We start from the raw sequence: 14,441 nt of genomic DNA on the forward strand, positions 1-14,441 counted from the left end.
GCTCGACGCTAGGGCGCGTCTTTTTCATCCGTCTCCGCTGGCGGATCATCCATCAACGGCAGCACGGCGGGGCTGTCCAGGTCGTCGAACTGCTGGTGGTTGACGGCCCAGAAGAACAACGCCACGGCCACGCCGATGACGATCAGGGTGACGGGGATCAGGATCAGCAGGATGTTCATGCGGAGGTTCCCCGCGCGGGCGTGGGCGTGCCGACCCGCTGCGCGTTGAGCACGACCACCAGCGAGCTCAAGGTCATGCCGATGCCGGCCAGCCACGGCGGCACCAGTCCGAACGCGGCGAACGGTACCGCGCAGAGATTGTAGGCCAGCGACCAGCGCCTGCTCTGGGCCACCACGTGGCGCACCTGCCGCGCGATCACGCGGGCGCTGGCCAAACCATTCAGCCGTCCATCCAGCAACAACAGATCGGCGTGCGCCTGGGCCAGGCCGGTGCCGCTGTCGAGTGCGGCGGAGACGTCGGCGCCGGCCAGGATGGGGGCGTCGTTGGTGCCGTCGCCCACAGCCAGAGTGACATTGCCTCGCGCCCGCGCGGCCTGCAGCACGGCGAGCTTGTCGGCCGGGGTCTGCCGCGCATGCCAATCGCTGATACCCAATGCGCGGGCCAGCGGGGCCACGCGTTCGGCCACGTCGCCGCTGGCGATCGCGCAGGCGATGTTGTCGGCACGAAGAAATTCTGCGGTGCTTGCGGCGTCGGGTCGCGCCCGTTCATCCAGATGGAACGCGGCGATGGCGCCCTGCGCATCGGCCAGCACGAGGATGCCGGCGGCCAGCGTCGAGGCATTTGCCGCGCTGTGTTCCAGCGCAAAATCCGCGCGGCCCAGACGCAGGGCGCGGCCATCGAGTTCACCACGGATGCCCGCGCCGGCGACGACCCGCACCGCCGTGGCGTGCGGTGGCGTGCCATGCGCGGCGGCTTCCGCGGCCAGTGCACGGGCCAGCGGATGCGAGCTTTCGCGCGCCAGTGCGCCCGCCCATTGCAGGACGTGGGCGGGGTCGTCGCCTCGCAGCGGTTCGACCGTCGCCAGCGACAGTTGCGGGGTGGCCAGCGTGCCGGTCTTGTCGAACAGCGCGAAGTCGACGCGCGCCAGCGGTTCCAGCGCCGCGCTGTCGGTCACCAGCACGCCACGCTGCGCCAGCACGCCCAGCGCCCGGGTCAACGTGGCCGGCAAGGTCAGCGCGAAGGCGCAGGGGCAGGCCACCACCAGCACCGCCACCGCGGCCTCGAACGCGCGCGAAGGATCGACCAGCAGCCAGCCCAGCGCGGTCAGCACCGTCAACAGCAACACGCGGGCCACGAAGCGGCTGGCGTCGCGTTCGCTGGCCAGCATCGAGGGCGCACGCGCCTGCCGTGCCCGCGCCGCCAGTTCACCCAGCCGCGCGGCGACCGTCTGCGAGCCGCTGGATTCCACCCGCAGTTGCGCCGGCCCGGTCAGTACCACGCTGCCCGCCACCAGCCGTTCGCCGGCATGCCGGGTTACCGGCCGCGATTCGCCGGAAAGCAGTGCTTCATCGACGCGCACCGTGATGCCTTCCAGCACGCCGTCGGCAGGCACCGTGCCGCCGTCGCCGACGTGCACCAGATCACCGGGGGCCAGCTCGATCGCGGCCACGGTTTCGAGCTGGCCGTCGCTGCGGCGGCGTTCGGCCAGCAATGGCGTGGCATCGATCACCGCATCGCCCAGCGCGCCGCTGCGATGGCGTGCGCGCAGTTCCAGATAGCGTCCGCCCAGCAGCAGGAACACGAACATGCTGACCGAATCGAAATAGATCTCGCCATCGCCGCGCAGCGTGTTGACGGCGCTGGCCACGAACACCAGCGTCACCGCCAGCGCCACCGGCAGGTTGATCCCCAGCCGCCGCTGGCGCAGCTCGTCCCGCGCACCGGCAAAGAACGGTTGCGCCGAATAGAACACCACCGGAATCGTGGACAGCAGGCTCAGCCAGCGGAACAGCCCGCGCGTGGTGAAATCCACGAAATCGACCGCGCCGATGTACATCACGAACGCGTAGGTCATCACCTGCATCGCGAACATGCCGCCGACCAGCAGGCGTTTCAGCGCCGCATGCATTTCGGTGGCGCGGGCATCGTCGATGCTGTCGTGACGCAGCGGCTGCGCGGTGCAATCTGCGTTGGCGAAGACGGCGAGCAGGCGTGGCAACGGTGTGCGCCGGGCATCCCACACCACCCGCACGCGTCCGGCCGGGGCATCGATCGCCACGCGTTGCACGCCAGGCAAGGCACGGATCAATTGCTCCAGGGTCAGGATCTGGCGGGCATCACGCAGACCGTCGACGCGCAGGGCGATTTCGCTGCGGCCATCGCGGCGCGGCCGCATGACCTGCGCGGCGAGCTGCGGATGCGCCCAGGCCGCGTGCGCGTTCATTGCGGTTTGGCGGGCGGCGGGCCGTGGCTGCTGTGCGCAGTGGACGGCACGCCGAACAAACCGCTGCCGGCGTGTTCCACCGGCGTATCGGGATGGTGCGCGGCCACCACGATGATCCATACGCAACCGGCCAGCGAAGCCACGAACAGCGTCACGCCCAGCCACACCACGGGCTGGCGATACCACGCTGTCCTGGCTGGCGCCCGCACGGGGTCAGCGCTTGGCATGGCCTTGCCCCGCGGCGGCATCGCCCTGGTGCGACAGGTGGTAGACGTAGGCGGCGAGCACGCGGATCTGGTCGTTGGTCAGACGCTTGTTCCATGGCGGCATGGCGCCCTGGCGACCACCACCGATGGAGTGCTCGATGTCCTCCAGCTTGCCGCCATGGAGCCACACGTGGTCGGTAAGGTTGGGCGCGCCCAGTGCGGGGTTGCCCTTGCCTTCGGCGCCGTGGCAGGCGGCACAGGTGGTGAACAGCGGCTTGCCGGCGGCGGCCTTGGCCGCGTCGTGCGGCGAGTCGGACAGGCTCAATACGTATTGGGCCAGATTCTTGACGTTGTCCTCGCCCAGGCTGGCCCACGGTGGCATCAGGCCGCTGCGGCCATCGTGAATGCTGGCAAGGATGTCCGCGCCGGTACCACCGTACAACCAGTCGTCGTCGATCAGGTTGGGTGCGCCCACTTTGACATTGCCGTAGCCGCCGCGGCCGTGGCAGGCGGCGCAGTTGTCCACGAACAGTCGGCCGCCCATCTGCAGCGCGGCGGGGTCGTTGGCCAGTTGCTCGATGGGGTATTGCCGGAACCGCTCCAGCAACTCGTCCATTTTCGCGTTGTTGATGGCTTCGTCGCGGGCCAGTTCGCCGTGCGAGGTCCAGCCCAGGATGCCCTTGTGGCTGCCGAAACCGGGGTAGAGCACCAGATAGGTGAAACCGGCCAGGAACATCGCGCCGGAAAACAGCAGCCACCACAACGGCAGGTTGCGCACGCCTTCGCGTACGGTGCCGTGCGCCCAGACGTGGCCGCTGGTCTGGTCGGGCAGGGTGGGGATTTTCGCCCGCGGCGCCCACAGGAACAGGAAGAACGTGATGCCCAGGTTCAGCACCACCAGGAACATTACCCACAGCGACAGTCCAGTGGTCACGGCTTATCGCTCCCCTCGTTGTCGGCGACGTCCTTGCTGGCAATCTCGGCCGGGTCGGGCAGCGGGCCCTCGGGCTTGTCTTCCATCGGAATCTCCGACATCCGCTTGAACGTCGAACGATGGCGCTTGCGCCATGCCCAGACCCAGATGCCGATGAAGATCAGCATCAGCACCACGGTTACCACGCCGGTGATATGGCCCCAGATCGGATTCATCATGGCTTGTCTCCATGCCCGACCGGCACCGGCACGGTGGCGACCGGCTCGTTCTTGATGCCCAACCCCTGCAGGTAGGCGATCAGCGCATCCATCTCGGTTTTGCCCGCCAGCGACTCGTTGGCCTGCGCGATGTCATCGTCGCTGTACGGGTCGCCCAACCGGCGCAGCGTGCGCATGCGCGCCTGCACGTCGGCGATGTCCAGCTTGTTGTCGTTCAGCCACGGATAGGCGGGCATGTTGGACTCCGGCTCCACCTGGCGCGGGTCTTCCAGATGCAAACGCTGCCAGTGGTCGGAATACTTGCCGCCCACGCGCGCCAGGTCCGGCCCGGTGCGCTTGGAGCCCCACTGGAACGGCCGGTCGTAGACCGATTCCTCAGCGGTGGAGAAATGACCGTAGCGCTGCGTTTCCGCCCGCAGCGCGCGGATCATCTGCGAGTGGCAGAGATAGCAGCCTTCGCGCACATACACATCGCGGCCGGCCAGGCGCAGCGCATCGTACGGTTTCACGCCCGGCGGCGCCTTCACCGAATGGGCCTGCACGAACAAAGGGGTAATCTCGGCTAGGCCGCCGATGGACACCATGATCGCGATGAGGACGCCGAGCAGGCCGGCGTGCTTCTCGATCACTTCGAAATGTTTGTAGGCCATGATGTGAGCTCTACCTGAAAAGTGCGGTCATGAACGGCCGCTTCTGGAGTTGCAGGCCCGAATGGCGGCCACCAGCCATGGAACCGATCGGAGCGGCGCGCAGGGACGGGCGCATCAGCTGACCACCGCGGGCAGTGGTTCCGGCACCTGGTGCGGGTACGGCTCCGGAATCGGCACCGGGATCGGCTTGATCAGGTGCGCGCGCGCGTCGGCCGCGGTATGCCACAGGTTCCACGCCATGATCACCATGCCGCTGAGCACGAACACGCCACCCAGCCAGCGGATCCAGTACATCGGCTTGACCGCGATCAGGCTGTCGATGAACGCGTACGCCAGCGAGCCGTCGGGCAGCGTCTTGCGCCACATCAGGCCTTCGGTGACACCGGCCGTCCACATCGACCCCACGTACAGCAGCAGGCCCATGGTGTGGATCCAGAAATGCCACTCCATGCCCTTGCGCGAATACATCTTCTCTTGCCCCAGCGCGCGTGGCGCCATCGCGTACAGCGAGCCGATGGTGATCATCGCCACCCAGCCCAGCGAACCGGAATGCACGTGGGCGATGGTCCAGTCGGTGTAGTGCGACAGCGAGTTGACCGTCTTGATCGCCATCATCGAGCCTTCGAAGGTCGAGGCGGCGTAGAACACCAGCGACAGCACCATGAACTTGGCCGCCGGATCCATCTTCAGCTTGTGCCACGAGCCGTTGAAGGTGAGCAGGCCGTTGGCCGCCGAACCCAGGCTGGGCATCAGCAGCACCAGCGAGAACGCCATGCCGACGGACTGCACCCAGTCGGGCAGGGCGGTGTACATCAGGTGGTGCGCGCCGGCCCACATGTAGACCGAGATCAGCGCCCAGAAATTGACGATCGAGAAACGGTAGCTCCACAGCGGCTGTTGCGCCTGCCGCGGCACGAAGTAATACATCATGCCGAGGAAGCCGGCAGTGAGGAAAAACGCCACCGCGTTGTGGCCGTACCACCACTGCACCATCGCATCGACCACGCCGGCGTAGATCGGGTAGGACTTGAACAGCGAGGCCGGCAAGGCGAGGTTATTGACGATGTGCAGCAGGCCCACCGCGATGATGAACGCGCCGTAGTACCAGTTCGCCACGTAGATGTGCTTGATCCGTCGCCGCGCCAGGCTGGCGAAAAACACCACGCCGAAGCTGACCCAGACGATCGCGATCAGGATGTCGATGAACCACTCCGGCTCGGCGTATTCCTTGCTCTGGGTGATGCCCAGCGGCATCGTGATCATCGCCAGCACGCACACCAGTTGCCAGCCCCAGAAGGTGAAGCCGGCCAGCTTGCCCAACGCCAACCGCGCATGCCCGGTGCGCTGCACCACGTAGTAGCAGGTGCCCATCAGCGCCGAGCCGCCGAAGGCGAAGATCACGCCGAAGGTGTGGTCGGGTCGAATGCGGCTGAAAGTCAGCCAGGCGGTGTCGAAGTTCAGCGCGGGCCAGGCCAGCTCGGCGGCGGCGTACACGCCCACCGACATGCCGATGATGCCCCACACGGCCGCAGCCAGCAGAAACTGGCGCACCACTTTGTCGTTGTAATACTCGGTGTTCGGCATGTGGTTCCTCGACGGTTAGCCGCACTATTTTGCGTAAAGCGTGACGCCGTGCCATGACGCCAATCAAGCGGCTGCGACAATGCGCCCTGCCGCGGACGGTAGCAGCATGCAGCCCCGTCTGCCGTGCACGGCATTCCCGCTCGCGACATGCCCGACAGAAAGGCGGGCGCGGCGGGGTTTCGTCGATGGAGCCGGCGGCGCGCCCGTTTTCCGGATGCGGCCAGCTTGCGTTGATTTGTCGCAGTGGCACAGCCCCGATCGGGTATCCTTGTCGGCATTTCTTTCGGTCGAAAACATGAGCGAGATGGTTACCCAGGCGCCTCCCATGGCGGGTCCGGCCCCACGCCGGCACAGCGTTGCCGTGCAGGTGGGCAAGGTGCGCGTCGGCGGCAGCGCGCCGATCGTGGTGCAGTCGATGACCAATACCGACACCGAGGACGCCGCCAGCACCGCCAAGCAGATCGCCGAACTGGCCCGTGCCGGTTCCGAGATGGTGCGCATCACGGTCAACACGCCGGCCGCCGCCGCCGCGGTGCCGCGCATCGCCGAACGGCTGGCGATGATGGGTGTGGACGTGCCGATCGTGGGCGACTTCCACTACAACGGCCATCAGCTGCTGGAACGCGAGCCGGCCTGCGCCGAGGCGCTGGCCAAGTACCGCATCAATCCCGGCAACGTGGGTTTCGGCGCCAAGCGCGATACCCAGTTCGCCTCGATCATCGAGATGGCGCTGCGCTACGCCAAGCCGGTGCGCATCGGCGTCAACTGGGGTTCGCTGGACCAGAGCATGCTGGCCGCGCTGATGGACGAGAACGCACAGCGCGCCGACCCATGGGATGCATCGCGGGTGGCGCGCGAGGCGCTGATCCGCTCGGCGCTGGAATCGGCCGCCAAGGCCGAGGAGATCGGCCTGGGACGCGACCGCATCATCCTGTCGTGCAAGGTCTCCGGCGTGCAGGAACTGATCGCCGTGTACCGCGACCTGGCCGCGCGCTGCGATTACGCCTTGCACCTGGGCCTGACCGAGGCGGGCATGGGTTCCAAGGGCATTACCGCCTCCAGCGCCGCGCTGGCGGTGCTGCTGCAGGAAGGCATCGGCGACACCATCCGCATCTCGCTGACGCCCGAACCGGGCGCGCCGCGCACCGGCGAGGTGATCGTGGCGCAGGAGCTGCTGCAGACGATGGGGCTGCGCTCGTTCACGCCGCTGGTCACCGCCTGCCCGGGCTGCGGCCGCACCACCAGCGAGTTCTTCCAGGTGCTGGCCAAGACCGTGCAGGAACACGTGCGCGAGCAGATGCCGCTGTGGCGGGTGAAGTACGACGGCGTGGAAAACCTCACGCTGGCCGTGATGGGCTGCATCGTCAACGGGCCGGGCGAATCCAAGCACGCCAACATCGGCATCTCGCTGCCCGGCAACGGCGAAGCGCCCGCGGCGCCGGTATTCATCGATGGCGAGAAGGCAATGACCCTGCGTGGCGACAATATCGCCAACGAATTCGTGGGCATCCTGGACGATTACGTGGAGCGCAAATACACCGCGCGCACGAGCTGATGGATGCGTCACAATGCGCGGGTGCGGTATTCATCACACTAGGTCGACGACTCGTGTGATGACCCCTGGCGCGAGACCTCCTCCAATGGATGCCTACCCGTGACGAAACGCCCGCAACTGCGCACCGTCGTTCTCTACGTGACAGTGTCCGCATTGTGGATATGGTTTTCCGATCACGCCTTGAATGCCCTGGTCGAGGGTCGCGCCGAGCTGGCGTTCCTGCAGAGCATCAAGGGCTGGTTTTTCGTGTTGGGCACCGGTGCCTTGCTCTACTGGGTACTCGGCCGCGACATGCACCATCTGCGGGAAGCCAACCAACGGCTGCTGGAAGGACAGGAGCAGGCATTGCGCGTGCTGGTGTCGGCGATCGACATCCGGCACAAGGAAACCGGCGACCATTCCGACCGCGTCATGCGCATGGCCACCGGGCTGGCGCGCGTGGCCGGGGTACGCGGCGACGCGCTGCGCAACCTCTCGTTCGGTGCGCTGCTGCATGACATCGGCAAGCTGGCCGTGCCCGACGCCATCCTGGTCAAACCGGGCAAGCTCGACGAGGGTGAGATCGCCGTCATGCGCCAGCACGCGCGGTTCGGTGGCGACATGCTGCAGCGGGTGGATTTCCTGCGCCGTGCCAGCGACATTCCCTACAGTCACCACGAGCGTTGGGACGGCACCGGCTATCCGGCTGGCCTGCGCGGCGAAGCCATCCCGCTGGCGGCGCGAATCTTCAGCGTCGTCGACATCTGGGATGCGCTGATTTCCCCCCGCGTCTACAAGCCCGCCTGGCCCGAAGCCGACGTCCTCGATTACCTGCGCAAGGTGGCCGGCAGCCAGCTCGATCCACGCCTGGTCGCGCTGTTCATCGAGCACTACGACGAACTCAAGGCACTGGGTGAACCACCCGACAGGGTCAACCCGCCGCGGCGTGCCGCGCACGCGTAGGAGCGACTTCAGTCGCGATGCTTTTGGCGTGAATCGGGAATTGCGAGAGCATCGCGGCTGAAGCCGCTCCCACAGAAGCCGCTCCCACAAAAGCTGCGTCCACCCAGGCCGTTCCTGCCATCAATTGCAGGGCTGGATCAGCTCGTCGGTAAATGCCGCCCAATTGCCCGGTTGACCGGGCTGGCGGCGCAGCGTGGCCACGTCCTGCAGGTATTGCGCGCGCGGTATCTCGACGGCGCCCAGGCTCAAGGTGTGCGCGTTGGCCACCTGGGTGTCGATCAACGGGAAATCCCAGCTGTGCAGCAGGCGGGCCAAGGCAACCAATGCCAGTTTCGAGGCGCCGCTGCGGCGGCTGAACATCGACTCGCCGCAGAACAACTGCCCCAGCGCAATCCCGTAGATGCCGCCGATCAGTTGCCCGTCCTCCCACACCTCGATGCTGTGGGCGTGGCCCAGGTGATAAAGGCGGTTATAGGCATCGACCATCGCCGGCACGATCCAGGTGCCCGAAGCATCCCGGCGCGGCGCGGCACAGCCGCGAACCACCGCGTCGAACGCGTGATCCAGCGTGAGGCGCCAATGCTTGTCCGCCAACTGGCGACGCAAACTGCGGTTCATGCGCAGGTCCTGCGTGTGCAGCACGCAGCGCGGGTCGGGCGACCACCACAGGATCGGTTCGCCATCGCTGAACCACGGGAAGATGCCCTTGCCGTAGGCGGCCAGCAACCGCGTCGGCGAAAGGTCGCCGCCGAACGCCAGCAGACCATTGGGTTCCGTCAACGCCTGCCGGGGGTCCGGGAACGACGCCGGCGCGTCCGGATCGAGCAGGGGCAGGCGGATCACGATGACGGGTCGCGCGGTGAGCCGGGCCCGTTTTCCTCGCGCGTCGTCTCGCGGGTCTTTGCATACGGGCTGTGCGCCAGCAGTTCGGCCGCATAACCGTCCACCGCTTCCGCTTCGTGGATCAGCGCGTCCGCCACCGCGGCGCGGAAACCGGGGTTGACCAGAAAATGCCGCGAATGCGTGCGCACCGGCAAAAAGCCGCGCGCCAGCTTGTGCTCGCCCTGCGCGCCGGGCTCGAAACGCGTGAGGCCCTGCGCGATCGCATAGTCGATGCCGCGGTAATAGCACAGCTCGAAATGCAGCCCCGGCGCTTCCACCGACGCGCCCCAGTAGCGCCCATACAACACGCCGCCGCCCTGCATGAACAGCGCCATCGCCACGATGGTGTCGCCGTCGCGGGCCAGCGCCAGTTGGGCCGTCTGGCCCAGTTCGCCCAGGTGGCTGAAGAACGCGGCGGTGAGCGCGGCGTGGTTGCCCTTGGCGTCGAAGGTGGCTTCGTACAGCGCGTGCACGCGGCGCCATTCGAGCAGGCTGAGACTGTCGCCGCTGCGCCATTCGATGGCCAGCCCGCTGGCCGCCACCTGTTGGCGCTCGCGCAGGATGTTCTTGCGCTTCTTGTGGTTGAGCGTGGCCAGAAACGCCGGGAAATGGCGGTAGCCGCGGTTGTGCCAGCGGAACTGCACGTCCGACCGCACCAGCCAGTCCTCATCGAACGCCTCGGTTTCGGCGGTCTCCAGAAAATTGGCGTGCACCGAGGAAAGCCCCAGCTCCTCGGCCTCGCCGCGCATCGCCTCCACCAGCGCCCGCTGCAGCAGGACCGTTTGCCCATCGCAGCCGGCCAGCAGCCGTGGCCCGGTGACGGGCGAGTAGGGCACGGCGTTGAGCAGTTTCGGGTAGTACTCGCCGCCGGCCTGCTGCCAGGCACGCGCCCAGCCGAAGTCGAACACGAATTCGCCGTGCGAGTTGCCCTTGAAGTACAGCGGCGCGGCGGCAATCAGCCGGTCGCGCTCGTAGATGCCCAGGTGATGCGGCTGCCAACCCCAATCGGCACGGATGCAGTTGGAGCGTTCCAGCGTGGACAGAAATGCGTGCGACACGAACGGGTTCGCGTCGCTGCGCAAAGCGTCCCACGCCGCGGCGGGCAGCTCGGCGATCGCGTCGTGGAAGCGTGTGGTAAGCATGAGGAAAGTGTAGGAGCGCACCCTGTGCGCGATGCTTTCCGTTACGTCACGAAGAGCCATCGCGCACAGGGTGCGCTCCTACATCAGGCAGCCGGCGTCTGCTGATCCAGCCAGCGCTCGGCATCGAGTGCCGCCATGCAGCCGAAGCCGGCCGAGGTGATCGCCTGCCGGTACACATGGTCGGCCACGTCGCCAGCGGCGAAAACGCCTTCGACCGAGGTCATGGTGGCCATGCCTTGCTGGCCGCTGTGGATCCGGATGTAGCCGTCGTGCATGTCCAACTGGCCCTGGAAGATGCCGGTGTTGGGCGTGTGCCCGATCGCCACGAAGAAGCCGGTGGCCTCGATGTCGCGGGTGGCGCCGGAGTTGACGTCTTTCACGCGCACGCCGGTGACGCCGGAGTCGTCGCCCAGCACCTCGTCCACGCTGTGGTTCCACACCAGCTCGATCTTGCCGGCGGCGGCCTTCTCGAACAGCTTGTCCTGCATGATCTTCTCGGCGCGCAGCTTGTCGCGGCGGTGCACCAGGTAGACCTTGCTGGCGATGTTGGACAGGTACAGCGCCTCTTCCACCGCGGTGTTGCCGCCGCCGATCACCACCACCGCCTGCTCGCGGAAGAAGAAGCCGTCGCAAGTGGCGCAGGCGGACACGCCCTTGCCCTTGAACTTCTCTTCCGAGGCGATGCCCAGGTATTTCGCGGTGGCGCCGGTGGTGATGATCAGCGCGTCGGCGGTGTAGTCGCCGGAATCGCCGCGCAGCCGGAACGGGCGCTGCTTCAGGTCCACCGTGTGGATGTGGTCGAAGATCATCTCGGTGTGGAAGCGCTCGGCGTGTTCGGCCATGCGCTGCATTAGCGCCGGTCCCTGCAAGCCCTCGACGTCGCCCGGCCAGTTGTCCACGTCGGTGGTGGTCATCAACTGGCCGCCCTGCTGCAGGCCGGTGATCATGGTCGGCTTGAGGTTGGCGCGCGCGGCATACACCGCCGCGGTGTAGCCGGCGGGGCCGGAGCCGAGGATCAGCAGTCGACTGTGCTTGGGAACGGTGTTCATTTTTGCCAGTTGCTCCGCGGGAGTTTGCAAGGGTTGCGGGAAGGTGCGCGATGGGGCGGTTTTGTTCGGGGTTGCCTGCGCCTGCCGTTGCTCCGGCAGGCGCTGCGCGTCGATGACGCGTGGCAGGGTCCTGGAAAAATCGCCGGTCCAGCGGTGCGCCGTTATAATTGTCGTCAGCTCTCGACGGCCATGGCGTGCGTTCGCGATGGTCGCGAGGCTTGCGCATGACCGACGATAGCGACGGTTCAGTCGGCAAGAATGGGGAATCGAAGCCGCCGATTCAAGGCGAACGGCAAGTCCGGCATCGCCGCGGTGATTTTCCGCCACACGTATCCCTTGACAGGATTTGCCCTCATGGCCCGCAAAATCCCTGACCCCGGCACCGTCGGTGTCCCTGACGGCAGGCTGGTACAACCGGCGTTGCAAGGTATGCTCTGATCTTGGTCAACAGGAAGAGGTCGTCCATGGCGACACGCAGCACGAACGCCAGGCAACCGGCCCGGGAAGGCCTCAGCGAGGAGTTGAAACGACGCCTGCGCGAAGCTGGCGCGCTGCTGTTGCTGCCGCTGGCGCTGTACCTGCTGGTGTGCCTGTTCAGCTACAACCCGATGGACCCGAGCTGGTCGCATGTGGGCAGCGCCGATCACGCGCGCAACTTCGGCGGCATGCTGGGCGCGTATGTGGCGGACCTGCTGCGCTACCTGTTCGGCATGGTGGCGTATGCGTTCCCGCTGCTGCTGGTATTGCTGGGCGTGAACGTGCTGCGCCACAGGGCGGAACCCAGCAGCAGCCGCTGGGAACCTTCATTGCGGCTGATCGGCTCGGTGTTCTTCTTCATCACCGCGCCAGGCCTGTGCTGGCTCAATTTCCCCGACAGCGGCATGGCGCCCCAGGGCGCCGGCGGCATGATCGGCGAGGCAGTGGGCAAGGGGCTGCAATACGTTTTCGGCTACAAGGGCGCGCCGCTGCTGTTGCTGGCGGTGTTCCTGGTAGCGGTGACGCTGGCCACCGGGCTGTCGTGGTTCAAGGTGATGGACTGGACCGGGCACACGGTGCTGCGGCTGACCGAACTGGTTCGCGAGCGCCTGCGCCAGGCGCCGCAGGAACGCGCTGCGCGGCTGGCGCGCACCGAGCGTGCGGCAGTGAAGAAAGACGACGCCGTGAAGCAGGCGAAGCGCGAGCCGGTGCGGATCGAATCGGCCCCCGCGCCGGTGACCAAAAGCGAGCGCGCCCGGCTGGAAACGCAGATCCCGCTGTTCGTGGGCGCCGCCGCGCCGGGTGAGCTGCCGCCGCTGTCGCTGCTGGACGAGGCGCCGGAGCAGGGTCCGGGCTATTCGGAAGAAACCCTGGAAGTGCTGTCGCGCCAGGTGGAGCTGAAGCTCAAGGATTTCCGCATCGAGGCCAAGGTGATGGGCGTGTATCCCGGCCCGGTGATCACTCGCTTCGAGCTGGAGCCCGCCGCCGGCGTGCGCGGTTCGCAGGTGTCCAGCCTGGACAAGGACATCGCCCGCGGCCTGTCCGTGGTGAGCGTGCGCGTGGTCGATGTGATCCCCGGCAAGAACGTGATCGGCCTGGAGATCCCCAACACCCGCAAGCAGATCGTCTACCTCTCCGAGATCCTGCGCTCGGACAAGTACGACCAGCAGAAATCGCCGCTGGCGCTGGCGCTGGGCAAGGATATCGGCGGGAAACCTGTCGTGGTGGACCTGGCCAAGATGCCGCACCTGCTGGTCGCCGGCACCACCGGTTCGGGCAAGTCGGTGGCGGTCAACGCGATGGTGCTGAGCCTGCTGTACAAGGCCAGCCCGAAAGACGTGCGCATGATCATGATCGACCCGAAGATGCTGGAGCTCTCGGTGTACGAGGGCATCCCGCACCTGCTGGCGCCGGTGGTCACCGACATGAAGGAAGCGGCCAACGCATTGCGCTGGTGCGTGGCCGAGATGGAGCGCCGCTACAAGCTGATGGCCGCCGTGGGCGTGCGCAACCTGGCCGGCTTCAACAAGAAGGTGAAGGACGCCGAGAACGCCGGCCAGCCGCTGCTCGATCCGCTGTTCCGCCCGAACCCGGAGATGCCCAACCTGGCCGCCGAGCCGCTGGAGCCGCTGCCGAACATCGTGGTGATCATCGACGAATTCGCCGACATGATGATGATCGTCGGCAAGAAGGTGGAAGAGCTCATCGCGCGCCTGGCGCAGAAGGCGCGCGCCGCCGGCGTGCACCTGATCCTGGCCACCCAGCGCCCGTCGGTGGATGTGATCACCGGCCTGATCAAGGCCAACATCCCCACCCGCATCGCGTTCCAGGTATCCAGCAAGATCGACTCGCGCACCATCCTGGACCAGTCCGGCGCCGAGGCGCTGCTGGGCCACGGCGACATGCTGTACCTGCCGCCGGGCACCGCCACGCCGGAGCGCGTGCACGGCGCCTTCGTCGATGACCACGAGGTGCACGGCGTGGTGAACTGGCTGAAATCCCAGGGCGGGCCCAACTACATCGAAGGCGTGCTGGAGGAAGTGCAGGCCACCAGCGACGGCAAGTTCATCAATGATTCCGGCATCCCGCAGGATGGCGAGGAGGGCGGCGACGCCGAGGCCCAGCTGTACGACAAGGCCGTGGCCGTGGTCACGCAAACGCGCCGCGCCTCCATTTCCGGCGTGCAGCGTCATCTGCGCATCGGCTACAACCGCGCCGCCCGACTGGTCGAACAGATGGAGCAGGACGGCGTGGTCAGCGCCCCCCAGCACAACGGCAACCGCGAAGTTCTGGCGCCACCGCCGCCGCGCGATTGACCCGGAAAATGCGAGCTGGGCGGGAATGTGGGAGCGACTTCAGTCGCTCTTGGCGGGAATCGGGAATCGGGATTCGGGATTCG

At 66.8% G+C, this 14,441-nt stretch carries 13 protein-coding genes; 3 read left to right on the plus strand and 10 right to left on the minus strand.

The genetic code is table 11. The features are described from left to right. Positions 1 to 8 precede the first annotated feature (8 nt). From ccoS to ccoN, 7 genes are all read right to left on the minus strand, one after another. Positions 9 to 179 (minus strand): cbb3-type cytochrome oxidase assembly protein CcoS, encoded by a 171-nt coding sequence (ccoS, locus tag UU9_RS00430; RefSeq protein ID WP_007079728.1) that lies wholly within the window; start codon positions 177 to 179, stop codon positions 9 to 11. Next, positions 176 to 2,404: a heavy metal translocating P-type ATPase gene (locus UU9_RS00435; protein ID WP_007079729.1), complete on the minus strand. Its 2,229-nt coding sequence runs from the start codon at positions 2,402 to 2,404 to the stop codon at positions 176 to 178. The genes ccoS and UU9_RS00435 overlap by 4 nt, the downstream gene beginning before the upstream one ends. Next, complete coding sequence (locus UU9_RS00440; RefSeq protein WP_040669777.1) at positions 2,401 to 2,631, minus strand: hypothetical protein; 231 nt, start codon at positions 2,629 to 2,631, stop codon at positions 2,401 to 2,403. Before UU9_RS00440 ends, UU9_RS00435 begins: the two co-directional genes overlap by 4 nt. Next, a complete protein-coding gene (gene ccoP, locus UU9_RS00445; protein ID WP_040669779.1) occupies positions 2,618 to 3,544 on the minus strand; it encodes a cytochrome-c oxidase, cbb3-type subunit III in 927 nt (308 codons plus the stop codon). Before ccoP ends, UU9_RS00440 begins: the two co-directional genes overlap by 14 nt. Next, complete coding sequence (locus tag UU9_RS00450) at positions 3,541 to 3,762, minus strand: cbb3-type cytochrome oxidase subunit 3 (protein ID WP_007079731.1); 222 nt, start codon at positions 3,760 to 3,762, stop codon at positions 3,541 to 3,543. The genes ccoP and UU9_RS00450 overlap by 4 nt, the downstream gene beginning before the upstream one ends. Then, positions 3,759 to 4,412, minus strand: a complete 654-nt coding sequence (gene ccoO / locus UU9_RS00455) for a cytochrome-c oxidase, cbb3-type subunit II (protein WP_007079732.1) — start codon at positions 4,410 to 4,412, stop codon at positions 3,759 to 3,761. Before ccoO ends, UU9_RS00450 begins: the two co-directional genes overlap by 4 nt. 114 nt (positions 4,413 to 4,526) lie before the next feature. Further along, positions 4,527 to 5,996 (minus strand): cytochrome-c oxidase, cbb3-type subunit I, encoded by a 1,470-nt coding sequence (ccoN, locus tag UU9_RS00460; RefSeq protein WP_007079733.1) that lies wholly within the window; start codon positions 5,994 to 5,996, stop codon positions 4,527 to 4,529. 325 nt (positions 5,997 to 6,321) lie between these two features. Here ccoN and ispG point away from each other — a divergent pair, with 325 nt between their 5' ends. After that, positions 6,322 to 7,551, plus strand: a complete 1,230-nt coding sequence (gene ispG / locus UU9_RS00465) for a flavodoxin-dependent (E)-4-hydroxy-3-methylbut-2-enyl-diphosphate synthase (RefSeq protein WP_007079734.1) — start codon at positions 6,322 to 6,324, stop codon at positions 7,549 to 7,551. 99 nt (positions 7,552 to 7,650) lie between these two features. Then, on the plus strand, positions 7,651 to 8,493 hold the full coding sequence (locus UU9_RS00470; RefSeq protein ID WP_007079735.1) for an HD-GYP domain-containing protein: 843 nt from the start codon (positions 7,651 to 7,653) through the stop codon (positions 8,491 to 8,493). Positions 8,494 to 8,613: 120 nt separating this feature from the next. Here the strand turns inward: UU9_RS00470 and aat are convergent, their stop codons facing one another. The 3 genes from aat to trxB all read right to left on the minus strand — a co-directional run bounded on the left by aat (position 8,614) and on the right by trxB (position 11,566). Beyond that, entirely contained in the window at positions 8,614 to 9,336 is a 723-nt protein-coding gene (gene aat, locus UU9_RS00475; protein WP_007079736.1) for a leucyl/phenylalanyl-tRNA--protein transferase, read from the minus strand. Then, positions 9,333 to 10,517 (minus strand): GNAT family N-acetyltransferase, encoded by a 1,185-nt coding sequence (locus UU9_RS00480; protein WP_040669785.1) that lies wholly within the window; start codon positions 10,515 to 10,517, stop codon positions 9,333 to 9,335. Before UU9_RS00480 ends, aat begins: the two co-directional genes overlap by 4 nt. 83 nt (positions 10,518 to 10,600) lie before the next feature. Next, positions 10,601 to 11,566 (minus strand): thioredoxin-disulfide reductase, encoded by a 966-nt coding sequence (trxB, locus tag UU9_RS00485; RefSeq protein WP_007079738.1) that lies wholly within the window; start codon positions 11,564 to 11,566, stop codon positions 10,601 to 10,603. A gap of 464 nt (positions 11,567 to 12,030) precedes the next feature. Here trxB and UU9_RS00490 point away from each other — a divergent pair, with 464 nt between their 5' ends. Continuing rightward, positions 12,031 to 14,358 carry a DNA translocase FtsK gene (locus UU9_RS00490; RefSeq protein WP_007079739.1) on the plus strand — a complete coding sequence of 776 codons (2,328 nt, stop codon included), beginning with the start codon at positions 12,031 to 12,033 and terminating at the stop codon, positions 14,356 to 14,358. Positions 14,359 to 14,441: the final 83 nt, after the last annotated feature.

It is taken from the genome of Rhodanobacter fulvus Jip2 (genome assembly GCF_000264315.1).
GTDB classification, from domain to species: domain Bacteria; phylum Pseudomonadota; class Gammaproteobacteria; order Xanthomonadales; family Rhodanobacteraceae; genus Rhodanobacter; species Rhodanobacter fulvus.

Excerpts from the sequence above, each read along its gene's own strand:
- ccoS (WP_007079728.1), bottom strand. The coding sequence starts at position 179 with ATGAACATCCTGCTGATCCTGATCCCCGTCACCCTGATCGTCATCGGC.
- UU9_RS00435 (WP_007079729.1), bottom strand. The coding sequence starts at position 2,404 with ATGAACGCGCACGCGGCCTGGGCGCATCCGCAGCTCGCCGCGCAGGTC.
- UU9_RS00440 (WP_040669777.1), bottom strand. The coding sequence starts at position 2,631 with ATGCCAAGCGCTGACCCCGTGCGGGCGCCAGCCAGGACAGCGTGGTAT.
- UU9_RS00450 (WP_007079731.1), bottom strand. The coding sequence starts at position 3,762 with ATGATGAATCCGATCTGGGGCCATATCACCGGCGTGGTAACCGTGGTG.
- ccoO (WP_007079732.1), bottom strand. The coding sequence starts at position 4,412 with ATGGCCTACAAACATTTCGAAGTGATCGAGAAGCACGCCGGCCTGCTC.
- ccoN (WP_007079733.1), bottom strand. The coding sequence starts at position 5,996 with ATGCCGAACACCGAGTATTACAACGACAAAGTGGTGCGCCAGTTTCTG.
- ispG (WP_007079734.1), top strand. The coding sequence starts at position 6,322 with ATGGCGGGTCCGGCCCCACGCCGGCACAGCGTTGCCGTGCAGGTGGGC.
- UU9_RS00480 (WP_040669785.1), bottom strand. The coding sequence starts at position 10,517 with ATGCTTACCACACGCTTCCACGACGCGATCGCCGAGCTGCCCGCCGCG.
- trxB (WP_007079738.1), bottom strand. The coding sequence starts at position 11,566 with ATGAACACCGTTCCCAAGCACAGTCGACTGCTGATCCTCGGCTCCGGC.
- UU9_RS00490 (WP_007079739.1), top strand. The coding sequence starts at position 12,031 with ATGGCGACACGCAGCACGAACGCCAGGCAACCGGCCCGGGAAGGCCTC.